The following is a 21,029-nucleotide window of genomic DNA, read 5'->3' as shown; positions in this document are numbered from 1 at the left end:
GCACGCGGCCCGGCCCGCCCCTCCGCGGCGGCGCCGCCGGTTCGCCCGATGCCGCTACCGGAGGGTCCGCGGCGAGTGACGGAGGTCGTCGGCACGCTCCTGGAGACCACGGGCTGGACCGACTACGCCCTGCTCGACATGGGCGCCGGCGAGAAGCTGGAACGCTACGGCGAACTCACGGTCGTCCGGCCCGAACCGCAGGCCATGGGTCCGCGACGCCTGTCGGCCGAGACCTGGGCAGCCGCCGGCGCCGCCTTCACCGGCGACACCGAGGAGGAGGGCCCCGGCCGCTGGCGCACCACGACGCGCCTCTCCACCTGGGAGATGTCGGTGCTCGGCCTTCCCTTCATCTGCCAGCTCACCTCCTTCCGCCATGTCGGTGTGTTCCCCGAGCAGATCGTCCACTGGTCCTGGATGGCCGACCGGATCCGCGCCCGCGTCTCGGCGGGCGGCGACAGGCCCCGGCTTCTGAACCTGTTCGGCTACACCGGCCTCGCCTCGCTGGTCGCGGCATCCGCGGGCGCCGAGGTCACCCACGTCGACGCTTCCAAGAAGGCCGTCCAGTGGGCGCGCGACAATCAGGCGCTCGCCGGTCTCGACGCCGCGCCGATCCGCTGGATCGTCGACGACGCCGTCAAGTTCTGCGAGCGCGAGGTCCGTCGCGGCAAGGCCTACGACGGGATCCTGCTCGATCCGCCGCGCTTCGGCCGTGGCCCGGAGGGCGAGGTCTGGAGCCTCAACGAGGACCTTCCGCACATGCTGGACCTCGTCCGCCGCATCCTGGCGCCGGGCCCGTCCTTCATGATCCTCACCGCCTACGCGATCCGCGCCTCCTTCCTGTCCATCCACGAACTGGCGGCCGATCTCGTCGGCCACCGGCAGGGACGGCTGGAGTCCGGCGAACTCGTTCTCGTCGAGACCGGCGACCCCACCCGCCCGGGCCGCCGCCTCTCCACCTCCATGTTCTCCCGCTTCGAAGGCGCGTCATGACCGATCGGCCCGACAAGGCCCCGCCCCGCCGGCCCGACATCGCCGCCCCCGGCGCCGTCAAGCAGATCACGTCGCTCGCCAATCCGATCGTCAAGGACATCCGCGGGCTGGCGCTGAAGAAGCACCGCGACGAGACCGGGCTTTTCCTCGGCGAGGGGCTGAAGCTCGTCACCGATGCCCTCGAGGAGGCCTGGCCGGTCCACACCATCTGCTTCGCCGGCTCGGTTCGCGCCCAGAACGTGGTCGCCCAGGCGGCCGCCACGGTCCACGCCCGCGGCGGGACTGTACTGGAGGTGTCCGAGCAGGTGCTCGGCAAGATCACCCGGCGCGACAATCCCCAGATGGTCGTCGGCGTGTTCAAGCAGCGCCTGACCCCGCTCGCCGACATGAAACCGGGGAAGGGCGACGTCTGGGTCGCCCTGGAGCAGGTCCGCGATCCCGGCAACCTCGGCACGGTGATCCGCACGATCGACAGCGTCGGCGCCAGGGGAGTCATCCTGGTCGGCGAGACCTGCGATCCCTTCTCCATGGAGGCCGTGCGGGCCACCATGGGCTCGCTCTTCCACGTCCCGCTGGTGCGCGCGTCGCGCGACGCCTTCATCGCCTGGAGCCGGACCTCCGGCGCGCGTCTGGTCGGTACTCACCTCAAGGCCACAGCCGACTACCGCGCCGTTGCTTCCGACGCGCCGACCGTTCTTGTGATGGGCAACGAGCAGCAGGGGCTGAGCGAGCCGATGGCGGAAGCCTGCGCCGTCCGCGTCAAGATCCCGATGGCCGGCCGTGCCGACAGCCTCAACCTCGCCGTTGCGACCGGCGTGATGCTCTACGAACTGCGCCGGGCAGCGCTCTAGCCGTCGGACGGGCGTGTGACCTCGGCCAGTGCTTCGCGATCGTCGATGTCGATCGCAACCGCCGAACCGATCTCAACCTCCGCGATCGCCTCCGGATGGCGCTTCAGGATCTCGCGCCCGCCCTTGTCGCCTTCGATCTCCGCAAGCGCGCGGAAGTAGCGCCGGGACCAGAGCACCGGATTGCCGCGCTGGCCGCCGTTGGTGGGGATCACGATCAGGCTGCCGCTCTGCGGCCGATATCCGTCGATCACGCGGTCGACCACGTCGGCGGTGACGAAGGGCATGTCCGCCAAGAGGACCACCGCCGCTTCGCAGGTGTCCGGAACGGCGGCGAGCCCGGCCTTCAGCGACGTGGACTGCCCCTCCGCGAAAGCCGGATTGTGGACGAGGCGGAGATCGTCCAGCCCGGAGAGGGCGGCCGTCACGTCCTCTCGCCGATGACCGGTGACGACGATGACGCTGTCCGCCTTGGAACCGAGCGCGGCTTCGGCGGCGCGCCGCACCATCGGCGATCCCTCCACGGCAGTGGTCAGCTTGTCCCCACCGGCAAACCGGCTGGACCGCCCGGCCGCGAGCACGATGGCCGCCACCTTCGGCTGGTCGGGATCCTCGCGCAGGGCCTCGCCGCTCCGCGGCGCCGGGCGGCTGACGATGTCCATCAGCAGGCCGCCGACCCCCATCGACACGATGTCGTCGGCAGTGACGGTGCGGCCCGCGAGCAACCTCTCCAGCACGAAATCGAAGCCGTTCTCGCGCGGACTTCGCGCACAACCAGGCGCTCCGAGCACGGGCTTGCCCCCGTGCTCCCCGAGGATCAGCAGGTTGCCGGGGTCCACCGGCATGCCGAGGTGCACGACACGGCCGCCCGCCAGCCTTACCGCTGCGGGGATCACGTCCTCGTCGTCCACCACGGCCGAGGCGCCGAACACGATCGTGATGTCCGACCCGGGTTCGGCCTGCCGGATCGCCTCGGCAACCGCGCCTTCGGCATGCGGCACCCGGACGTCGGCGACAATGGTGGCTCCGGACGGCGCGATCCGCTCCGCCATCACTTTCAGCGTCTTGTCCACCACTGTCGGCTTCAGGGTTGGAAGCAGCGTCGAGATCACCGAGATCCGAAGCGGCCGGAACGGCTCCACCGAGAGAACGGCTTTCCCACCGGCGTAGGCGAGCGCCCGCTCCAGAACGGCGCGCGGCACGGCAAAGGGGATGATCTTCACCGTCGCGATCATCCGGCCGGCTTCGACGCCACGCAGGGCAGGGCGGGTGGCGACGGTAATCGCCGGATCGATCCGGTTGATGGCGTCGACGACGGTCGGATCGACGGCAAACAGGCCCGCGGTCACGGCGAACAGGTTCGACCGGCCGGTTGCGGGCGGTTCCACCCGCACGTTGGGACCGGCCAGTGCGGAGGCGAGAAGACCCGCAGCCTCGTCTTCATGGACGTCGTCCGCCTCGAGCCGGGCGGCGATCACGCTGTGATGGCCGGCATCCCGGATCGCCGCGATCGCCTCCGCGTCGAGCCGCGTGCCCTTTCGAAGCGTCCCGCGCGCCGACGCCACCGCATGCGCGAGATAGGCGCCCTCGGCTTCGGTGATCGGCGTCGGACCGAATTTCAACGGGGCGTCCCCGTCACGTCGATCGGCCGCCGGCGATAGGCCTCAATGATCTCGGCCATCACGGCCACGGCGATCTCCGCTGGCGTGGAGGCGCCGATGTCCATCCCGATCGGGGCGCGGATCGCCTCGATGTCCGCTTCCGGAACGCCCGCGCCGATCAGCCGCTCCCGCCGCTTGGCATGGGTCTTCCGGCTGCCGAGCGCACCGACGTAGAAACATCCGCGCTCCAGCGCGTGGCGCAGCGCGAAGTCGTCGATCTTCGGATCGTGCGTCACCGCCGCCACCGCGGTGTGCGGATCGAGGCCGAGGCCGGGAAGCACGTCCTCGGGCCACTCGGCGAACAGCCGGCAGCCAGCGAAGCGCTCCGGTGTCGCGAAAGCGGTTCGCGGGTCCACCACGATCAGGTCGAAGTCGGCGACCGCGGCGATCGGGATCAGCGCCTGCGTGATGTGGACGGCGCCGATCGCGACGATCCGCGGCGGCGGCAGGTGCGCAGTGAGGAAGTACTCCTCGGTGTCGTGAACCACGACGCCTGATTTGCCGGAGCGGAAGGCGCTGGCGATCTCCACGCGGAGCGGGTCGCCGTCCAGGCCGTCCCCTTCGGCGACGAGCCGATTGGAGGCGTCTGAGACGCGCGTCACGACCACTCCCGCCTTGCGGGCGCGCCGAAGTCCGTTGAGCCGTTGCAGCAGAGCGATGTCCATCGGGTCAGCCGATCCGCTCGACCATTACGCGGATCCGTCCCCCGCATGACAGCCCGACGCGCCAGGCGGTCTCGTCGGCGACGCCGAATGAGAGCACCCGCGGCTTGCCGTCGGCGATCACCTCGGCGGCCTCCGAAACGACCGCGCCTTCCACACAGCCGCCCGATACGGAGCCCTCGAAGTTGCCGTCGGCGTCGATCACCAGATGGCTGCCGACCGGACGAGGGGCCGAACCCCACGTTTCGATCACCGTGGCAAGCGCGAGCGGCCGACCGGCCGCGGCCCAGGCTTCCGCCGTGGCCAGAACGTCGATCGGGGAGGACGAGGGGGATGCAGTGGTCATGGGCTCTTTTCCTTGTCCGGCTATTGTCGACCGAAGTGCCGGGTTCCGCCATGGCACTTTCGTCAAGCTCAACTCTTGAGGCCCACGGTCTCCCGTCCCGAGAGCCGCCGGCGCGCCCGGACGTCCTTGTAGACGTGGACCATGAAGGCGGTGGCGAACAGCGGCGTCAGGATGTTGAGGATGGGGATCGCCAGCAGGGCCGCGATCACCAGGCCGGCGAAGAACACCCGAGGCGCCGACTCCTCGCGCAGCACGCGCACGCCGTCCGCGTCATGAAAGCGGAAGGCGACCAGCTCGAAGTACTCGCGCCCGAGCAGGTAGGCGTTCGCCACGAAGAACAGCAGGATGTTGACCCCGGGCAGAAGGATCAGCAGCAGCACCACGATGTTCACGGCGATCACCAGCAGCGTGAACCGGATCGCCGACAGCACCGACGGCAGCATCGCCATCGGCCGACCTGGCGGATCGCCGGGGTAATGGACCCGCTCGACTTCCGCGGCGATTTCGTCCAGGAAAAGGCCGGCGAACAGCGCGGTCACGGGCGCGACGAGGAAACCGAGGCCGATGACGAGGCCGATGCCGGTCACCACGTCGACCAAAGTCTGCGCCCAGGGCGTGTCCACGGTGACATAATGGGTGATGCCGCCGTAGATGATGGCCCAGACGAAGGCGAGCATCGCCAGCGTCAGGCCGAGCGACTTGAAGAAGACCCCTCTGAAGGGGGGCGACAGGACCTGGGAGAGGGCGCGGGACGCCGCAGAGAGCATGAACGGGCTCCGTTGGAGCGGGTGTGGGACGATCGTCCCGCGGATCGCTCGAGGTGACGCGCTCATGAGATAGTCACGATCGGCGTCCGTGACGAGAGCCAATTGGAGAACGGTCCCGGTCGGACGTCGTTCGCTTCAGGGGAACTGGTGGGTATGGCGAAGACCTTTGATGTGCTGACGATCGGAAACGCGATCGTCGACATTCTCTCGCGCACCGAGGACGACGTGATCGTCCGCAATGGCTTGACCAAGGGCATGATGCGCCTGATCGACGCGGCGGAGGCCGACCGGCTCTACGAGTTCATGGGCCCGGCCGTCGAGGCTTCGGGCGGCTCCTCGGCCAACACGGCGGCGGGCGTCGCGTCCTTCGGAGCGCGTGCGGCTTACATCGGCAAGGTCGCCACCGACCAGTTCGGCGCGATCTTCCGGCATGACATCCGCGCCCAAGGCGTCCACTTCGAAACGACGCCGCTGATCGGCGGGGCGCCTACCGCGCGCTGCATGATTCTCATCACGCCCGACGGCGAGCGCACGATGAACACCTTCCTCGGCGCCTGCCAGGCCCTGAGCGAAGCCGACATTGACGAGGCGACCGTCGCCGCCGCGGCCATCACTTACCTGGAGGGCTACCTCTGGGATCCGCCGGAGGCCAAACAGGCCTTCCGCAAGGCCGCGGCGATCGCCCATGCCAACGGCAACAAGGTCGCCATCACGCTGTCCGACAGCTTCTGCGTCGACCGGTGGCGCGGCGAGTTCCTGGAGCTCATGCGCTCGCGCACGGTGGACATCGTCTTCGCCAACGACAGCGAGGTGAAGGCCCTCTACGAGACCGGCGACCTGGATACCGCGGTCGCGGCCTTGCGCGCCGACTGCGAGCTTGCCGCCGTCACCCTCGGGGAGGACGGTGCTCTGGCCGCGAGCGGCAGCGACGTCGCCAAGGTGCCGGCCTTCCCGATCGAAGTGCTTCAGGACCTGACCGGGGCCGGCGATCAGTTCGCCGCGGGCTTCATGGTCGGCTTAACGCGCCGGCTTTCGTTGGCCGAGTCCGCCACGCTCGGGTGCCTTGCGGCCGCCGAGGTGATCCAGCACATCGGACCCCGCCCGTCGGTGTCGCTGAAGGATCTGGCCGCGGCGGAAGGAATCGAGCTCGGCGTGCCGGCCTGACGATCACCAGACCGCCGAGATGGCGAGTGCGGCGAGCGAGATCGCCACGATCCACGCGGGCCAGACTAGGCGTTCCAGGCTCCAGCGCTGCCGTTCCAGGTACAGATTCCGGTCGCGCTCTGCCGCGGCCGCCCGCTCCAGGTCGACCGCCAGCATCGGCAGCGTCGAGACGAGCTTGACGAGCGAGGACAGCGTCCGTCCGGCGTCCTCGATCCGGCCAACCGGTCCAAGGTTCCGGGTGATCCATTCGGTCACGACCGGTTCCGCCGTGCGCCACATGTCGAGCTGCGGATCCAGCGTGCGCGCCACGCCCTCCACCACGACCATGGTCTTCTGCAGCATGATCAGTTCGGGCCGCGTCTGCATGTCGAAGAGTTCGGTCACTTCGAACAGCTGCGTCAGGAGCCGGGCCATCGAGATCTCCGAGGCCGTGTGTCCCTGCAGCGGTTCGCCGATCGCCCGCAGCGCCTGGGCGAAGGTGTTGACGTCGTGCTGTGCCGGCACGTAGCCCGCCTCGAAATGGACCTCGGCAACCCGACGGTAGTCGCGCCGGATGAAGCCGAACAGGATTTCGGCGAGGAAGCGGCGCTCCTTGGCCCCGAGCCGACCCATGATGCCGAAGTCCACCGCCACCACCGATCCGGCTGGATCGATGAAGAGGTTGCCCTGGTGCATGTCGGCATGGAAGAAGCCGTCACGCATGGCATGGCGGAGGAACGACTGGATCAGCGTCGCTGCCAGCCGCTTGAGGTCGTGCCCTTCGGAGGCGATGCCGGCGACATCGGAGAGCTTGCGCCCGTCGATCCACTCCATGGTGAGCACGGTCTTCGCAGATCTCTCCCAGTCCACGGACGGAACCCGGAAGCCTTCGTCGGCCCGCGTGTTCTCGGCCATCTCCGAAAGCGCGGCCGCTTCCAGGCGGAAGTCCATCTCCAGCGACACCGATCGGGCGAGCGTATCCACCACCGCGAGCGGCTTCAGCCGTCGGGAGGGCGGATGGAAGCGCTCGATCAGGCGCGCGACAATATAGAACGCGCGCAGGTCGCGCGCGAAGCGCCGGGCGACCCCCGGACGAAGCACCTTTACGGCCACCACGCGGGTGTCGCCGGTCAGCAGGTCGGTGACCTCCGCGCGGTGCACCTGGGCGATCGAGGCGGCGGCGATCGGCGGGCCGAAGACGGTGAAGACCTGCTCGGCGGGCAGCCCGAAGGCCGCCAGCACCTCGGCGCGCGCACCGACGTCGCCGAACGGCGGTACGTTGTCCTGCAGCGCCGACAGGTCGTTGGCCATCCGCCTCCCGACCACGTCCGGACGGGTGGCGAGGAACTGGCCGAGTTTCACGTAGGACGGTCCGAGCCGGTTGACGGCCCGCGTCAACCGCTCCGCCCCGCCCCGGTCCCCCGCGGCCCGCCGCTCGATCAGCCGCGCGAAGCCGAGCAGCATCCGGATCGGCAGGGGGATCGGCTCCGGCAGTGGAAACGCCGTCGCCACGCCTTCCCGCGCCAGGACGTATCCGGCACGCGCCAGTCTGAGGAGATCGCCGATGGCCATTCCGGTTCGCGTCTTTCGTCAGATCTTCACGCCCACGTGGAGGCAGGCGACCCCCATCGTGAGGTTCGTATAGGTCACGCGGGAAAATCCGGCGTCCTCGATCATCGCCTTGAACCGCTCCTGGTTCGGAAAGCGGCGGATCGATTCCACGAGATAGCGGTAGCTGTCCTCGTCCTTGGCGACCACCTTGCCCATCAGCGGGATGAGATTGAAGGAGTAGAGGTCGTAGAGGCGGTCCACCACGGGGGCTTCGACTGCGGAGAACTCCAGGCAAAGGAACCGTCCGCCCGGACGGAGCACCCGGTACGCCTCCTTGAGCGCCTGATCGATTCGCGGGACGTTCCGAATGCCGAAGGCGATCGTGTAGGCGTCGAACTCGCCGTCCTCGAAGGGCAGGGCCTCCGCGTTGGCTTCGATGAAGGTGACGCCCCGCACACCCTTGGCCTCCGCCCGCTCCCGGCCGACCGCCAGCATCGACGCGTTGATGTCCGCCACTGTCACGGTGGCGTGCCCGTCCGACCGGTCGACGATGCGGAAGGCGATGTCGCCCGTCCCGCCGGCGACGTCGACCACCTTGTAGGGCCGGCGTCCGTTGCGGGGCGGCGCCAGCCGGGACACCATGGCGTCCTTCCAGACCCGGTGCAGGCCGGCGGACATGACGTCGTTCATCACGTCGTAGCGCCGGGCGACCCGGTGGAAGACGTCGTCGACGAGATCCTGCTTTTCCGTCAGCCCCACGGTGCGGAACCCGAAGGAAGCGTCGGATGGGTCGGTCATGGCGGTCTACTCCTGCGGCCGGGTCTGCCGGTGCGGCGGGACCATAGCCGAACGTCGGGGCCCGCGCTATTCTCCGCGCGGGCGTAGACAAGGTGGTCGGCGCAGCCCCGCCCGGATGCCGTCGCAAGCAGGATCCCGATGCCCGAACTCCCCGAAGTGGAAACGGTCCGACGCGGCCTTGCCCCGGTCATGGAAGGCGCGATCATCCAGACGGTAGACCTGCGCCGCCCGGATCTCCGGTTCCCGTTTCCGGCAGACTTCGCCGCCAGGTTGATCGGCCGCCGCATCGACGGCCTGGGCCGCCGGGCCAAATACCTGGTCGCCGACCTCGACGACGGGGCCGTGCTGCTGATGCACCTCGGCATGTCCGGGTCCTTCCGCATCGAACGCGCCGACGATACCGCGTCGCCGGGCGTCTTCCACCGCGCCCGGTCCCGCGACATTGCCCACGACCATGTGACCTTCCACCTCTCCGGCGGCGTCGACGTCGTCTACAACGACCCGCGGCGCTTCGGCTTCATGGCGCTGACCGACCGCGAGCACTTGCCCGATCATCCGCTGATGCGGCATCTGGGGCGCGAGCCGACCGGCAACGACCTTGATGCCGCTTTTCTGGCCGGCGCCTTCCGAGGCAAGGGAACCAGCCTGAAGGCTGCGCTGCTCGACCAGACGCTGGTCGCCGGCCTCGGCAACATCTACGTCTGCGAGGCGCTCTGGCGCGCCCGCCTGTCGCCCAACCGCACGGCGGGCACGCTGGTCCGCAAGGACGGCCGCGCCACCGAGCGATTGGACCGGCTGGCGGTGGCGATCCGCGCGGTGATCGCCGACGCCATCGCCGCCGGCGGCTCGAGCCTGCGCGACTACATGCAGGCGGACGGGGCGCTCGGCTACTTCCAGCACCGCTTCGCGGTCTACGACCGGGAGGGCGATCCCTGTCCTAGAGAGGACTGTTCCGGCGTGGTGCGCCGGATCGTGCAGTCCGGTCGATCGACCTTCCACTGCCCCGTCTGCCAGAAATGAGCCTCCACGTCGAAACCGCGCGCGATGCGTCGTTGACGAACCTGCCCGGACGGACTATAAGCCCGACCCGAAGATGGCGGCGGACAACGGTTCCGACGCTGACATTTTTCGTCCGCAGCTCAGGATAGGCGTGGAGATCGCCACACGCGATCGCCTCTCTCCTTCGTTTCGGACCGCAAACGACCGGGCTGAAGCCCGACAAGGAAAGGCGCGTTCATGGCCAACACTCCTTCGGCCAAAAAGGCGACGCGAAAGATCGCGGCGCGTACCGAGGTGAACAAGTCCCGCCGCAGCCGCGTGCGGACCTTCCTGCGCAAGGTCGAAGAAGCGATCGCCAGCGGCGATGCGACGGCCGCCAAGCAGGCCTTCAGCGCCGCCGAGCCGGAGCTGATGCGCGCAGTCACAAAGGGCATCGTTCACAAGAACACCGCGTCCCGCAAGGTCTCGCGCCTGGCGAGCCGCGTGAAGGCGATCGCCACCTCTGCGTGAGCCTGCCCGGCGCGTAAGGGTTCATCCGGATATTTGACAAGGCCCGGTCTCACGACCGGGCTTTTTGTTTTCTTTTGGCTTCGCCGGCTAACGTCGGCAGGTGTTTCCCATCTGTTTCCGTGTCAAAAAAATGCGAACGGAAACAAAGACTTGTGGATACGTCGCCGGAGTCGCCCGAATGCGGAGGCGGCAGCAGCCGGTTTTTCGCCGCCGTGACGAACCGGTGTCGAAATGATGTCGATTCGCCACACCGGGAGGTTCCCGATCCTGAATCTGAGGAATCCCAAAAGCTTCCAACAACCCTTCCCCGCCTGTCGGCCGGGATTGCCCAATCGGGTTAAGATCGGGTTACGGAGACCCGGAGATTCACGTCTTGCCCGCTCTTAGGGGGCTGTGTATGGTCTGAACACCGTCGGCCGGGGGGCAGTAAACGACGGTCAGCGTTCGAGAGAAGTCTGGCGAAGTTGCAGGCGTAGGCCAAAATCTTGAGTTTACGTGAAGTAAAGTCACCGGTTATCTCGTTGGATCGCTCAGGCCGATCGAACTTCCTCCTGGAAGTGGCATCTCGGATCTGAAGTTCACACATTGTGTTGTTGGCAGGACGAACAGGCCAATCAGGCTTGTCGATGGGGTGCTTATGTCTTCAGCATTCGGTTCCTATCGGGGCGACATTGATGTGCGCGATGCGTGGTCGATGCTCCAATCAAACCCGCGAGCCGTCCTAGTCGATGTCCGGACTCGCGCCGAATGGACCTTTGTTGGTATCCCCGACCTCCAGCCGGTCCAGCACAAGCCTGTCCTGTTGGAGTGGCAGACCTACCCCGCCATGGCGGTGAACGGGGCGTTTGTTGACCAGCTGGCCAGTGAGTTGAAGGCGCGCGGTCTCGACGAGAGCGTACCGGTTCTCTTCCTGTGCAGGTCGGGCGTGCGCAGCCAGGCAGCGGCCATGGCGGCGGTGGCCGCGGGCTTCACGGAAACCTACAACATAGCGGGCGGCTTTGAAGGCCCTCTGAGTTCCGGCGGCCACCGCGGCGAGGTTGGCGGCTGGAAGGCGAGCGGGCTTCCTTGGATCCAAAATTGACGGCAGGTCCTCAAGGGATCACGGCAGACCGAACCCTCGTGGTTCGGATGGGGACGGTGTTGTCCCCTGAAGGTGGGAGCAGCGGCGTTCGTGCGGCGAAGCGCTGTTGCAGTGGCAGAGGTAAGGGCGATGAGGAGGCAAGAGATGCTGGACGCGGACTTCGGTGGACAAGAAGGAGACAAGCCGCGCCAACGGGACGCCTGGACGCGTGTTCGCAATCGTCTGAAGGCTGAACTGGGCGACGAGGTCTTCTCCTGCTGGTTCGCCGGCATGAACCTGGAAGGTCTGGACGGCGGTACGGTGATGCTGTCGGTCCCGAGCCGGTTTCTCAAGTCCTGGATCGCCACCCACTATCGGGATCGTCTCACCGCCCTCTGGCAGAGCGAGAGCGGCAGTGTCCGCAAGATCGAGGTGACCGTCCGCAGCGCCATCCGCGCCCGTACCGATGGACCGACGCGCTATGTGCCGCCCCAGTCCGGTTCGTCGACGCCGCCGATGATCGCCTCCACCATCCGCGTCGAAACCGACGCGCCGCGCCGCGAAGCGCCTCGCCCCACGCAGACTCCCGCTGCACCGGCGGTCTCCAACGTTTTCGAGGAGTGCTCCTCGCCGCTGGATCCGCGTTTCACATTCGCGACCTTCGTGGAAGGCTCGGCCAACCGCTTCGCGCTCGCCGCCGCCCGCCAGGTGGCCGATGGACCGAGCGCTGGCGGCGTCAAGTTCAACCCGCTCTTCATCCATGCAGCGGTCGGGCTGGGCAAGACCCATATTCTCCAGGCCGTCGCGCATCAGTTCCGGTCCGAACACCACGGCAAGAAGGTGCTCTACCTCACCGCCGAGCACTTCATGTACCGCTTCGTCCATGCCCTGCAGACGCAGAGCGCGATCGCCTTCAAGGAGGCGCTGCGCACCATCGACCTCTTGATCATCGACGACATGCAGTTTCTGCATGGCAAGCAGGTTCAGCAGGAGTTCTGCCACACCGTCAACTCGCTGATCGACGGGGCCCGGCAGGTGGTGGTGGCAGCCGACCGGCCGCCGATCGAACTGGAGATGCTCGACGAACGCGTGCGCTCCCGGCTTGCCGGCGGGCTTCTCGTCGAGATCGCCGCCCCTGACGTTGCGCTGCGCCGCCAGATCGTGGAACGGCGTATCGAGATCGCCCGCGGCCAGCACCCGGCTTTCCAGGTGCCGGAGGACGTGGTCGACTTCATCGCCCGCAACGTCGCCACCAACGGCCGCGACCTTGAGGGCGCCATCACCCGCCTGATCGGCCACAACCAGCTGACGGGGCTGGCGGTCTCGCTGGCTATGGCCGAAACCACCCTGAAGGACCTGATCCGCGCCCCTGACAGCCGCCGGGTCAAGATCGAGGACATCCAGCGCATCGTCGCCAAGCACTACAACGTGTCCAAGCAGGACCTGCTGTCGAGCCGGCGCACCCGCTCCATCGTCTGGCCCCGGCAGATCGCCATGTACCTGTCCAAGGTGCTGACGCCGCGTTCGCTGCCGGAGATCGGCCGCCGTTTCGGGGGCAGGGATCACACCACCGTGCTCCACGCCGTCCGCAAGGTCGAGGAGAACCTGACCACCGACGAGGCGCTTGCCCAGGAGATCGAAGTCCTGAAGCGCATGCTCGAAGCCTGATCGGGTCGGGCGACGCGCGAAAGGCCGGTCCGATGAAACGGCCGGCCTTTTTGACGTTCAACGACCGGCTTTGCGCAGCCGGTTGTGGATGTCGGTTCCCGCAATCGCCGCATGGCCTGCCGCCACCGCGATCTGGTTGAGCTCGTTGACGACGTCGCCGACGGCATAGGCTCCGTCCACCACGGTCCGCTGATGGGGATCCGTGACCAGGCATCCGGCCTCGTTGACCGCAAGCCCCAATCGGATCGCCAGCTCGGAACGAGGCGCGGTGCCGAGGGCGGGGTAGATCGTGTCGAACGCGTACTCCGCACCCGTGTCCGTTCCGACCCGCACCTTGCGACCGATGGTTTCGATGAAGGTCAGCAGCCCGTGCCCGAGTTTGACCGGGGGCTCGGGGGCGACGACATCGGCCGGCTCGGTGAAAACCACCGTTACATCGCTGCTGAACGTGGTCAGATAGGACGCCTCGGGGAGGGCCCGCCCGGCCGGACCGATCACGCCGACGGCCTTGTCGATGGCTTCGAAGCCGTCACAGACGGGACAGAACCGGAGCAGGCCCGCATCGACCGCTTGCTCAGGTCGGGTCATGTCGGGAAAGCAGTCGACGACCCCGGTTGCGAAAACGACCGTGGCGGCCCGGATGTCGAATCCCGGCCCACGGACCACGAAGTCAGTGCCGTCCCGCTCGACGGAGTGTACCCGCCCCGTCCGAAGATCGGCTCCATACCGCACCGCCTGGGCCCGTAGGCGGTCCAGGAACTCCGGCCCGCCGATCCCGTCCGGAAAGCCGGGCAGATTGTGGCTGGTCGGGATCCATCGTGCGCGGCTCTCGCCTGCATCGATCACAACCGCCCGTCGTCGGAACCGACCGAGATAGACGGCGGTGACCAGACCGGCTGGTCCACCGCCGACGATGACGCAATCGCCCCCCGCCTCGGTCATCCGCCGGAGCCGGAGCCGCCGGCCCCCGCGCCGCCCGCGCCGGCGCCGCCCGCTCCCGCCCCGGTCGAGCCGGCGCCCTCGGAACCCGCACCTTCGGAGCCGACGCCCTGCGATCCGACTCCTTGCGACCCGAGGCCGGACGATCCTGCCCCGGTCGTCACCAGGCCGGTGGAGCCGGTGTCGCCCATCGTCCCGGACCGGACGCCTGTCTGCTGACCGTCCGTACCCACGACACCGCTGTTTGCGCCACTGTTGGCGGCCGCGCCGGGCGCATTGGCTCCTGCGCGGCAATCCACGTCATCGGTCATCACTTGAGCGCGGTTTTCCACCAGGGGCCGGTTGCCGCTGCCGGTCTGATAGGGGCAATCCGCGCCGGTGGCCCCCGGTGCTCCAGCGTTCGAGCCGATGGCGCTTGCGCCGCCGGCATTGTTCTGTGACAGCGCCGGACCGGCGCCGGCCAGGAGAAGGGCGGCTGCGAACGCACCGCCGACAACGGGGGATATCTTCATGGTGATGTCTCCGAAGGCGCCGCGCGTGCGTCGCCGTGTGGCTATGGATCAACGGATGGTCGGAACGCCGGGAATGACACCCGGCACGAGATCTGGAAGCGGGCTGGGGATGTCGCTGTCCGGGTCGTCTTCGAGGAACTTCTCCAACTCCAGGTCGGATGCGTCCTCCGGATGCTTTTCGGTGCCCGGGTTGATCGGCTTTGGCGCCCGCGGCGGAAGTTCGGTCGGCATGACGGCCTCCTCGCTGATTTCTTTGGTCGCAAGGTCAACGGACGGCTGCACGGAAGGGTTCCCCGCGGGGGTGGCTTGCTGCAAAACTGCCGGGGCGAATCGAACTGCTGGAAGGATCGGCCCTTGGCCTACGAGACGATCACCACGGAGAACCGCGGCCCGGTTCTCCTCGTCCGCATCGAGCGCCCCAAGGTGCTCAACGCGCTGAATGCCACCGTGATGACCGAGTTGGCCTTGGAAATGGCCCGGGCCGACGCCGATCCGGCGGTCCGTGCGATCGTGCTCACGGGGTCCGACAAGGCCTTCGCCGCTGGCGCGGATATTGCGGAGATGGCCGGCCGCACCTACGCCGACATGTACGGGACGGAGGCGTTTGCGGGCTGGGACCGTTTCGCCGCAACCCGGAAGCCGGTGATCGCGGCCGTCTCGGGCTACGCCCTCGGGGGCGGGTGCGAAGTCGTGATGATGTGCGACATCGTCGTGGCGTCCGACACGGCCAAATTCGGACAACCCGAGATCAAGCTCGGCATCATGCCGGGCATGGGTGGCACCCAGCGCCTGACCCGTGCCATGGGCAAGGCGAAGGCCATGGACCTCATCCTGACAGGTCGAATGATGGATGCGGCGGAGGCCGAGCGCTGCGGCCTGGTCTCGCGCATCGTGGCTCCGGAGAAGGTGCTCGACGAGGCCATGTCCATCGCCGAGACGATCGGGGCCTATTCCTTGCCTGCTGTGATGATGGCCAAGGAGACGATCGGCCAGGCCTTCGAGACCGGGCTGGAGGCGGGAATCCGGTTCGAGCGGCGGCTTTTCCACGCCATGTTCGCCACAGAGGACCAGAAGGAGGGCATGGCCGCCTTCCTGGAAAAGCGCAAGCCTGGCTTCAAGGACAGCTGACGGGGCGCCCGGTCAGCTCTGCTGGATCAGTTCGCGACCGATCAGCATGCGTCTGATCTCGCTCGTTCCGGCGCCGATCTCGTAGAGCTTGGCGTCCCGCAGCAACCGCCCTGTCGCGTAGTCGTTGATGTAGCCGTTTCCGCCGAGGAGCTGGATCGCATCGAGCGCGACCGCGGTGGCCTTCTCCGCCGCGAAGAGGATGGCGCCCGCGGCGTCCTCCCGCGTGACCCGGCCGGCGTCGCACGCCCGCGCCACGGCGTAGACATAGGCCCTGGCCGCGTTCAGCCGCACGTACATGTCCGCGACCTTGCCCTGCACCAGCTGGAAGGTGCCGATCGCCGCTCCGAACTGCTTGCGCTCGCGCACGTAGGGGAGGGCGATGTCGAGCGCGGCCTGCATGATCCCGAGCGGCCCGGCGGCGAGCACCGCGCGCTCGTAGTCCAGGCCGGACATCAAAACCGACACGCCGCGATCGACCGTGCCGAGCACGTTCTCCTCCGGAACCTCGCAATCCTGGAACACCAGCTCCGAGGTGTCCGATCCCCGCATGCCGAGCTTGTCCAGCTTCTGCGCCGTGGAGAAGCCGGCAAAGCCCTTCTCCACCAGAAATGCCGTGATGCCCTTCGGACCGGCGGCCGGATCCGTCTTTGCGTAGACCACCAGCGTCTCGGCGTGCGGGCCGTTGGTGATCCACATCTTGGTGCCGTTCAGGATGAAACGATCGCCCCGTCGTTCAGCGCGGGTTCGCATCGACACGACGTCCGACCCCGCGCCGGGCTCCGACATGGCGAGCGCGCCCACGTGCTCGCCGGAGAGCAGCTTCGGCAGATAGCGGCGCTTCTGGTCCGCCGTGCCGTTGCGTCGGATCTGGTTGACGCAGAGATTAGAATGCGCGCCGTAGGACAGTCCCACCGAGGCCGACGCCCGGCTGATCTCCTCCATCGCGATGCAGTGTTCCAGATAGCCGAGCCCCGACCCGCCGTCGGCCTCCTCCACGGTGATGCCGAGCAGGCCCATGGCCCCGAGCTTCGGCCAGATCTCGCGGGGAAACTGGTTGCTCCGGTCGATGTCCTCGGCACGGGGGGCGATTTCGCGCGCGGCGAAGGTCGCAACCGCATCGCGCATCATGTCGGCGGTCTCGCCGAGGCCGAAGTCCAATCCAGCGGTCGCCATGGGTCGTCCTCCCAGGATGCGGATCCTTGCCGGCCCGCCTTCCCTCTCTTCATAATCGAACGATAGTTCGATTAAAAGACCCTCCCGCTAGGATGCGATCCGCCCGCCGTCGACGGCAGGCGCATGCGTCTCGGCAAAGCGGCGAATCCTGCGGCATCCCTCCAGGATGGTCGCTTCCGACGCCGCGAACGAAAGCCGCACGAATCCGTCCGTCGGCGGCCCGAAGGCCCCGCCGTCCAGCACCGAAACGCCGGTCTCCCGATAGAGCCGCTCGACGAACGCCTGGCTGGTGAAGCCGACCCCGCGAACATCGATCATCATGAACATGCCCGCTGCAGGGGCTTTCGCGTCGAGGCCCGGCGCTCCGTCCAACGCCTGCATGGCAAGTCGGCTCCGGCGATGGTAGATGGCGGTCATCTCCGCAGGGGTGTCTGCGGCCTCCCGCAGCGCCGCTTCCGCCGCCTCCATGACGAACCCGGGCATGCCGTAGAGCATGGCCAGGGACAGGCGTTCCACATGGTCCGTGAACGCCGGCGGGCCGATCGTCCAGCCACTTCGCCATCCCGTCATCGCATGCGACTTGGAGAGACTGCCGACGGTGATCACCCGGTCCGGCGTTTCCTCCAGCGCACCCATGGGAATGAAGGCGCCGTCATAGACCAGATCCCCGTAGACTTCGTCGGAGATGATCCAGAGGTCGTGTTGTTCGGCGATCGCGTAGATCGCCGACAGCTCGTCCCGGTTCAGGACGACTCCGGTAGGATTGTTGGGATTGGCGAGGACAATTGCCCGCGTCTCGGGGCGGATCGCTGCGGCAAGGGCGTCGACCTCGAGCCGGAAGCCGGCTTCGGCGGACGCCGTGACGTAGTCGATGACGGCGCCGGTCTGTTCCACCGTGGCAGGGTAGGTGACGTAGGCCGGTTCGATCACCGCCACCCGGTCCCCAGGCGATACGAGGCAGGACACGGCGAAATAGAGTGCGTTCTGCGCGCCGCTGCAGCAGGCGACGTGTTCGGCCCCGACCCGTTGGCCGGCAAGCCGCGCCTGCCTCTCGGCGACGGCAGCCCGCAAACCCGGACGGCCGATCACCGGCGTATAGTGCGTGTCGCCCGCCCGGATCGCCGCGATGGCGCGTTCGGCGATGACGGTCGGGGTGTCGAGGTCGGGATCACCGACGCTGAGCACGATCACGTCTTCGCCGCGCTGCGCTGCATCCTTGGCCTGCGCATGGATCAGCCATGCATCGGCCCCGCGGCCGGCGATACGGCCTGTCAGTTCGGAATAGTTGCGGCTCATCAAGGCCATCCTGCAAAAGGTGTACGGGAAGCGGCGCGGTCTCAGTCGATTGGTATGCCGGCTTCACGGATCTCGATCAGCGTCGGTCCGTTTCGCCCCAAGGCGACGCGGATCGCCTCTTCCACATCCGCCAGCCCCCCGGGCGCCTCATAGGCAATGCCGTAGGCGGCGGCGAGCAGCGCGAAGCTCGGGTTCTTCAGCGAAACGCCGATCTCCTGGATGCCGCTGGCCACCATGTCGTCGCGGATCTGACCGAGCCGGTCGTTGTTCCAGACCAGGATCGGCAGGCACAACCGTTCCTCGGCAGCCGTCCCGAGATCCTGCAGCGTGAACTGGAACCCGTAGTCGCCGGCCAGAGCGAGAACCGGGCGCTCGGGCGCGGCAAGCTTCGCACCGATCGCCGCCGGCAGCGCGTAGCCGAGCGTCCCGAACCCGGAAGGATGGAACCAAGACCGGATGGCCCCGGCGGGGAACAGCCCGTTCCCGCTGTAGGCGATCTGCGTCATGTCCGTCGCAATGGCGCCGTCGGGCGGCAGCGCCCGCCGCACGGCGGACAGCACGGCCCGGTGTCTGCGGGTCTTCTCATCGAGGTCGCGTACCACGGAGGCCCGCAGGGCGCCGACATCGCACCACGCCGTCCGCTCACCGCCGATACGGGCCGCGAACGCTTCGAGGGCGGCGGCGCCGTCCGCGAGGACAGGGATCGCGGCCTGATAGCGGTCCGACAGCTTGACCGGATCGATGTCCACCCGGATCAGCGTTCCCGTGATCCGCAGCGTGTCGACATAGCTGTCCGTTTCGCCAAGCTCGGTCCCCACAGCGAGCACCACGTCGGCTTCCGCCAGACGCGCATGCACCTGCGGATATTGAAGGCCGGCGCCGACGGCGAGCGGATGATCTTCCGGCACGGCGCCCTTGGCCGCCACAGTGGTCGCGACAGGTGCACCGAGGGCGGTCGCCAGCCGCGCCGCGGCTTCCCCTCCGCCGATGGCCCCGCCCCCGATGATGATGAACGGGCGATGGGCCTGCTCCAATGCAGCGACAACGGCGGAGATCGCCTCTGTCCCAGGGCTTGGCCGCCCATGCACCCGCGGGAACCGGACCGGCTCCAGATCCGTCGGCACGGTCAGCCGATCGATCGGCACCTCGATGTGAACCGGCCGGGGGCGACCGGCGGCAAACAGCGAAAAGGCCCGGTGCAGGGCGTCGCGCACATCCTCGGCCGTCAGGCACGTCGTGCTGAAGGCGGTGACCGTGGCGGCCATAGCCCTCTGGTCGGTCATCTCATGCAGAACGCCGCGCTCCTTGCCCAGCGTATCCGACGCGGCGACAGAGGACACGACGATCATCGGGACGCTGTCGGTGTAGGCTTGGCCGATTGCGGTCATCGCGTTGGCAAGGCCCGGACCGGAGATCAGGAAACAAGCCGCCGGGCGGCCGGAGATGCGCGCATAACCGTCCGCCGCGAAGGCCGCGCCCTGTTCGTGCCGGGTCAGCACGTGGCGGACGGGGGCGCCGACCAGTCCACGGTAGAGTTCCAGCGTATGGACACCCGGAATGCCGAACACGGTGTCGACGCCGTTCGCCACCAGCAGGTCGACCAGATACTGCCCGAGCGGTCGGGATGTCGGCATAAAGGACCCTCCTGCGAGATAGCTATACGACCGTATAGCTAATTGGCTCGGCCCGGCAAGGGTCCAATGTCGGTCTTGAGTACCGAAGTGAGAAGTCTAGGCGGACATCGCGGCCGAATCCCGCATCCGTCCGATCGTGAAGCCGAAAGCGGCGTAGAAGTCGTCGAGCCGCTCCCGGTTCAGCCGGTAGTGGACGGCCTTGCCGCGACGTTCGCCGATCACCAGGCCATGATCCTTGAGGACGCTCAGCTGCTGGGAGACCGCGGGTTGGCTGAGCGCCAGCGCGTCGCAGATCTGCGTGACGTTGCGATCGCCCTGCGCCAGCACACCGATGATCGACAGCCTCTTCTCGCAGGTGAACGCCTTGAAGGCTTCACTGAGGGGGCGGGCGGAACCCAGCGCCTCGGAGGTCAGAATTTCGAAGTCGGCGGGAGAGAGGGCATCGAGGGAAGAGAGCGTGCTGTCCATGGCAAAGCCCCGTCAGGAAAGAGCGGCGACGCGCAAGGACTCACGCAGCCTGTCCGGAACCGGCAGGTCTGCCGCCTCTGGAGCGATCTTCAGGCCACCGAGCCTGGAGGTGAGGATCGTCAGATCCGTCTCGCTGGCGCGCAGTTTGCGGCGGATATTGGAAATGTGAACGTCGATCCGGCGATCGAATTTGTCGTAGGCCTTGCCGAACACCGACTCGGAAATCAGCTCCTTGGCAACGAACCGGCCCGGTCGGCTCATCAGCACGCCCAGGATCTTCGCTTCCACTTCGGTGAAGGCGATCTCCCGGCGATCCCCCAGGAACAAGGTCTTCCGGTCCTCGTCGAGACGGACATCCCCGAACGACACGGTGCGGCGCTGGCCCTGTTCCAGTTCCAGGAAATAGCGGCACTGCAGGAACAAGTGGAACGGGTCTACCGGTTGGGGGAACACCACTGCGGCTCCGGCGGAGTAGAGCCGGTTCACCGCCGCTTCGTCAGCGTCCGGCAGCACCACCATCGTGTGGCAGCGATCCCGTGTCGTGATGGCGTTGACCATCTGCTCCGCGCTGTCGATCTCCCCGGGAGCGACGATGGCCAGGTCGTAGGCCTGACCGTCCGCCCGCGGCTGCGCTGCGCTGCCGACCTCCGCATCGGCGCCCCGGGCCCGCAGCAGGGGACAAAGGCTCGTGTACTTCGGATCGTCTGAAAGGATCAGGATCTTCTGCATCGCGACGGACGCTTCCATGCCGTTGCCAAGGGGGAACCGGAAGGACCGAGCGGGGTGGTGCACGCTCCTTCCGGCCACTCTGGAGGTCGGATCAACAGATCCGAATATGTTGTAACGGCCTTGTGATTAGTGTGCAAATATTGACAT

General features: G+C 67.6%; 22 protein-coding genes. 8 read left to right on the top strand and 14 right to left on the bottom strand.

The features are described 5' to 3' along the window. The first annotated feature begins 75 nt into the window (after positions 1-75). Positions 76-990 carry a class I SAM-dependent methyltransferase gene (locus HZ321_RS04925; RefSeq protein ID WP_425305369.1) on the top strand — a complete coding sequence of 305 codons (915 nt, stop codon included), beginning with the start codon at positions 76-78 and terminating at the stop codon, positions 988-990. Beyond that, positions 987-1,841, top strand: a complete 855-nt coding sequence (locus HZ321_RS04920) for a TrmH family RNA methyltransferase (protein ID WP_181700773.1) — start codon at positions 987-989, stop codon at positions 1,839-1,841. Before HZ321_RS04925 ends, HZ321_RS04920 begins: the two co-directional genes overlap by 4 nt. Here the strand turns inward: HZ321_RS04920 and HZ321_RS04915 are convergent. From HZ321_RS04915 to HZ321_RS04900, 4 genes are all read right to left on the bottom strand, one after another. Continuing rightward, complete coding sequence (locus HZ321_RS04915) at positions 1,838-3,460, bottom strand: NTP transferase domain-containing protein (RefSeq protein WP_181700771.1); 1,623 nt, start codon at positions 3,458-3,460, stop codon at positions 1,838-1,840. The genes HZ321_RS04920 and HZ321_RS04915 overlap by 4 nt on opposite strands. Continuing rightward, complete coding sequence (locus HZ321_RS04910; protein WP_181700769.1) at positions 3,457-4,164, bottom strand: XdhC family protein; 708 nt, start codon at positions 4,162-4,164, stop codon at positions 3,457-3,459. The genes HZ321_RS04915 and HZ321_RS04910 overlap by 4 nt, the downstream gene beginning before the upstream one ends. Positions 4,165-4,168: 4 nt before the next feature. Further along, positions 4,169-4,507 (bottom strand): XdhC family protein, encoded by a 339-nt coding sequence (locus HZ321_RS04905; RefSeq protein WP_181700767.1) that lies wholly within the window; start codon positions 4,505-4,507, stop codon positions 4,169-4,171. A 68-nt stretch (positions 4,508-4,575) separates the two neighbouring features. After that, positions 4,576-5,274 (bottom strand): sulfate transporter family protein, encoded by a 699-nt coding sequence (locus HZ321_RS04900; RefSeq protein WP_181700765.1) that lies wholly within the window; start codon positions 5,272-5,274, stop codon positions 4,576-4,578. Between the two features lie 153 nt (positions 5,275-5,427). Between HZ321_RS04900 and HZ321_RS04895 the strand changes: the two genes are divergently transcribed. Beyond that, positions 5,428-6,438 carry an adenosine kinase gene (locus tag HZ321_RS04895; RefSeq protein ID WP_181700764.1) on the top strand — a complete coding sequence of 337 codons (1,011 nt, stop codon included), beginning with the start codon at positions 5,428-5,430 and terminating at the stop codon, positions 6,436-6,438. A 3-nt stretch (positions 6,439-6,441) separates the two neighbouring features. On the opposite strand, the gene ubiB is transcribed toward HZ321_RS04895, so the two are convergent. Beyond that, positions 6,442-7,989, bottom strand: coding sequence for a 2-polyprenylphenol 6-hydroxylase (ubiB, locus tag HZ321_RS04890; RefSeq protein WP_181700762.1), 1,548 nt, complete (start codon positions 7,987-7,989; stop codon positions 6,442-6,444). A gap of 18 nt (positions 7,990-8,007) precedes the next feature. After that, positions 8,008-8,766 (bottom strand): bifunctional demethylmenaquinone methyltransferase/2-methoxy-6-polyprenyl-1,4-benzoquinol methylase UbiE, encoded by a 759-nt coding sequence (gene ubiE / locus HZ321_RS04885; protein ID WP_181700759.1) that lies wholly within the window; start codon positions 8,764-8,766, stop codon positions 8,008-8,010. Positions 8,767-8,904: 138 nt separating this feature from the next. On the opposite strand from ubiE, the gene mutM reads away from it, so the two are divergent. The 4 genes from mutM (at position 8,905) to dnaA (ending at position 13,003) form a co-directional block, all read left to right on the top strand. Next, complete coding sequence (gene mutM / locus HZ321_RS04880) at positions 8,905-9,786, top strand: bifunctional DNA-formamidopyrimidine glycosylase/DNA-(apurinic or apyrimidinic site) lyase (protein WP_181700757.1); 882 nt, start codon at positions 8,905-8,907, stop codon at positions 9,784-9,786. Positions 9,787-10,002: 216 nt separating this feature from the next. Then, on the top strand, positions 10,003-10,275 hold the full coding sequence (gene rpsT / locus HZ321_RS04875) for a 30S ribosomal protein S20 (protein ID WP_181700755.1): 273 nt from the start codon (positions 10,003-10,005) through the stop codon (positions 10,273-10,275). Between the two features lie 637 nt (positions 10,276-10,912). Further along, positions 10,913-11,356 carry a rhodanese-like domain-containing protein gene (locus HZ321_RS04870; RefSeq protein ID WP_181700754.1) on the top strand — a complete coding sequence of 148 codons (444 nt, stop codon included), beginning with the start codon at positions 10,913-10,915 and terminating at the stop codon, positions 11,354-11,356. 144 nt (positions 11,357-11,500) lie between these two features. Next, positions 11,501-13,003 carry a chromosomal replication initiator protein DnaA gene (dnaA, locus tag HZ321_RS04865; RefSeq protein WP_181700752.1) on the top strand — a complete coding sequence of 501 codons (1,503 nt, stop codon included), beginning with the start codon at positions 11,501-11,503 and terminating at the stop codon, positions 13,001-13,003. Positions 13,004-13,060: 57 nt separating this feature from the next. Here dnaA and HZ321_RS04860 read toward each other — a convergent pair whose 3' ends face one another. Genes HZ321_RS04860 through HZ321_RS04850 form a run of 3 tightly spaced genes read right to left on the bottom strand, consistent with a single transcriptional unit; the run spans position 13,061 to position 14,685 of the window. After that, positions 13,061-13,945, bottom strand: coding sequence for an NAD(P)/FAD-dependent oxidoreductase (locus HZ321_RS04860; protein ID WP_181700750.1), 885 nt, complete (start codon positions 13,943-13,945; stop codon positions 13,061-13,063). Further along, a complete protein-coding gene (locus HZ321_RS04855; RefSeq protein ID WP_181700749.1) occupies positions 13,942-14,454 on the bottom strand; it encodes a hypothetical protein in 513 nt (170 codons plus the stop codon). The genes HZ321_RS04860 and HZ321_RS04855 overlap by 4 nt, the downstream gene beginning before the upstream one ends. 48 nt (positions 14,455-14,502) lie before the next feature. Continuing rightward, complete coding sequence (locus tag HZ321_RS04850) at positions 14,503-14,685, bottom strand: hypothetical protein (protein WP_181700747.1); 183 nt, start codon at positions 14,683-14,685, stop codon at positions 14,503-14,505. 123 nt (positions 14,686-14,808) lie between these two features. Between HZ321_RS04850 and HZ321_RS04845 the strand changes: the two genes are divergently transcribed. Continuing rightward, the gene (locus tag HZ321_RS04845) at positions 14,809-15,582 is read left to right on the top strand and encodes an enoyl-CoA hydratase (protein WP_181700745.1); all 774 of its coding nucleotides are present in this window, start codon (positions 14,809-14,811) and stop codon (positions 15,580-15,582) included. 12 nt (positions 15,583-15,594) lie between these two features. On the opposite strand, the gene HZ321_RS04840 is transcribed toward HZ321_RS04845, so the two are convergent. The 5 genes from HZ321_RS04840 to HZ321_RS04820 all read right to left on the bottom strand — a co-directional run bounded on the left by HZ321_RS04840 (position 15,595) and on the right by HZ321_RS04820 (position 20,900). After that, complete coding sequence (locus HZ321_RS04840; RefSeq protein WP_181700743.1) at positions 15,595-16,755, bottom strand: isovaleryl-CoA dehydrogenase; 1,161 nt, start codon at positions 16,753-16,755, stop codon at positions 15,595-15,597. An 87-nt stretch (positions 16,756-16,842) separates the two neighbouring features. Then, positions 16,843-18,051: a pyridoxal phosphate-dependent aminotransferase gene (locus HZ321_RS04835; RefSeq protein ID WP_181700741.1), complete on the bottom strand. Its 1,209-nt coding sequence runs from the start codon at positions 18,049-18,051 to the stop codon at positions 16,843-16,845. 41 nt (positions 18,052-18,092) lie between these two features. Beyond that, the gene (locus tag HZ321_RS04830) at positions 18,093-19,685 is read right to left on the bottom strand and encodes a 5-guanidino-2-oxopentanoate decarboxylase (protein WP_181700739.1); all 1,593 of its coding nucleotides are present in this window, start codon (positions 19,683-19,685) and stop codon (positions 18,093-18,095) included. 96 nt (positions 19,686-19,781) lie between these two features. Further along, the gene (locus HZ321_RS04825; RefSeq protein WP_181700737.1) at positions 19,782-20,153 is read right to left on the bottom strand and encodes an ArsR/SmtB family transcription factor; all 372 of its coding nucleotides are present in this window, start codon (positions 20,151-20,153) and stop codon (positions 19,782-19,784) included. Between the two features lie 12 nt (positions 20,154-20,165). After that, positions 20,166-20,900 (bottom strand): winged helix-turn-helix transcriptional regulator, encoded by a 735-nt coding sequence (locus HZ321_RS04820; RefSeq protein ID WP_181700735.1) that lies wholly within the window; start codon positions 20,898-20,900, stop codon positions 20,166-20,168. Between the last annotated feature and the right edge of the window lie 129 nt (positions 20,901-21,029).

The organism is Chthonobacter albigriseus (genome assembly GCF_013839445.1).
Classification (GTDB): Bacteria; Pseudomonadota; Alphaproteobacteria; order Rhizobiales; family Pleomorphomonadaceae; genus Chthonobacter; species Chthonobacter albigriseus.
This window is presented reverse-complemented; position numbering and strand designations above follow the sequence as displayed.

What these genes read in the sequence shown, in the direction of transcription:
- HZ321_RS04920 (WP_181700773.1), top strand. Translation starts at nt 987, where the DNA reads ATGACCGATCGGCCCGACAAGGCCCCGCCCCGCCGGCCCGACATCGCC.
- HZ321_RS04910 (WP_181700769.1), bottom strand. Translation starts at nt 4,164, where the DNA reads ATGGACATCGCTCTGCTGCAACGGCTCAACGGACTTCGGCGCGCCCGC.
- HZ321_RS04905 (WP_181700767.1), bottom strand. Translation starts at nt 4,507, where the DNA reads ATGACCACTGCATCCCCCTCGTCCTCCCCGATCGACGTTCTGGCCACG.
- HZ321_RS04900 (WP_181700765.1), bottom strand. Translation starts at nt 5,274, where the DNA reads ATGCTCTCTGCGGCGTCCCGCGCCCTCTCCCAGGTCCTGTCGCCCCCC.
- HZ321_RS04895 (WP_181700764.1), top strand. Translation starts at nt 5,428, where the DNA reads ATGGCGAAGACCTTTGATGTGCTGACGATCGGAAACGCGATCGTCGAC.
- ubiB (WP_181700762.1), bottom strand. Translation starts at nt 7,989, where the DNA reads ATGGCCATCGGCGATCTCCTCAGACTGGCGCGTGCCGGATACGTCCTG.
- ubiE (WP_181700759.1), bottom strand. Translation starts at nt 8,766, where the DNA reads ATGACCGACCCATCCGACGCTTCCTTCGGGTTCCGCACCGTGGGGCTG.
- mutM (WP_181700757.1), top strand. Translation starts at nt 8,905, where the DNA reads ATGCCCGAACTCCCCGAAGTGGAAACGGTCCGACGCGGCCTTGCCCCG.
- rpsT (WP_181700755.1), top strand. Translation starts at nt 10,003, where the DNA reads ATGGCCAACACTCCTTCGGCCAAAAAGGCGACGCGAAAGATCGCGGCG.
- HZ321_RS04870 (WP_181700754.1), top strand. Translation starts at nt 10,913, where the DNA reads ATGTCTTCAGCATTCGGTTCCTATCGGGGCGACATTGATGTGCGCGAT.
- dnaA (WP_181700752.1), top strand. Translation starts at nt 11,501, where the DNA reads ATGCTGGACGCGGACTTCGGTGGACAAGAAGGAGACAAGCCGCGCCAA.
- HZ321_RS04860 (WP_181700750.1), bottom strand. Translation starts at nt 13,945, where the DNA reads ATGACCGAGGCGGGGGGCGATTGCGTCATCGTCGGCGGTGGACCAGCC.
- HZ321_RS04855 (WP_181700749.1), bottom strand. Translation starts at nt 14,454, where the DNA reads ATGAAGATATCCCCCGTTGTCGGCGGTGCGTTCGCAGCCGCCCTTCTC.
- HZ321_RS04850 (WP_181700747.1), bottom strand. Translation starts at nt 14,685, where the DNA reads ATGCCGACCGAACTTCCGCCGCGGGCGCCAAAGCCGATCAACCCGGGC.
- HZ321_RS04840 (WP_181700743.1), bottom strand. Translation starts at nt 16,755, where the DNA reads ATGGCGACCGCTGGATTGGACTTCGGCCTCGGCGAGACCGCCGACATG.
- HZ321_RS04835 (WP_181700741.1), bottom strand. Translation starts at nt 18,051, where the DNA reads ATGAGCCGCAACTATTCCGAACTGACAGGCCGTATCGCCGGCCGCGGG.
- HZ321_RS04830 (WP_181700739.1), bottom strand. Translation starts at nt 19,685, where the DNA reads ATGCCGACATCCCGACCGCTCGGGCAGTATCTGGTCGACCTGCTGGTG.
- HZ321_RS04825 (WP_181700737.1), bottom strand. Translation starts at nt 20,153, where the DNA reads ATGGACAGCACGCTCTCTTCCCTCGATGCCCTCTCTCCCGCCGACTTC.
- HZ321_RS04820 (WP_181700735.1), bottom strand. Translation starts at nt 20,900, where the DNA reads ATGGAAGCGTCCGTCGCGATGCAGAAGATCCTGATCCTTTCAGACGAT.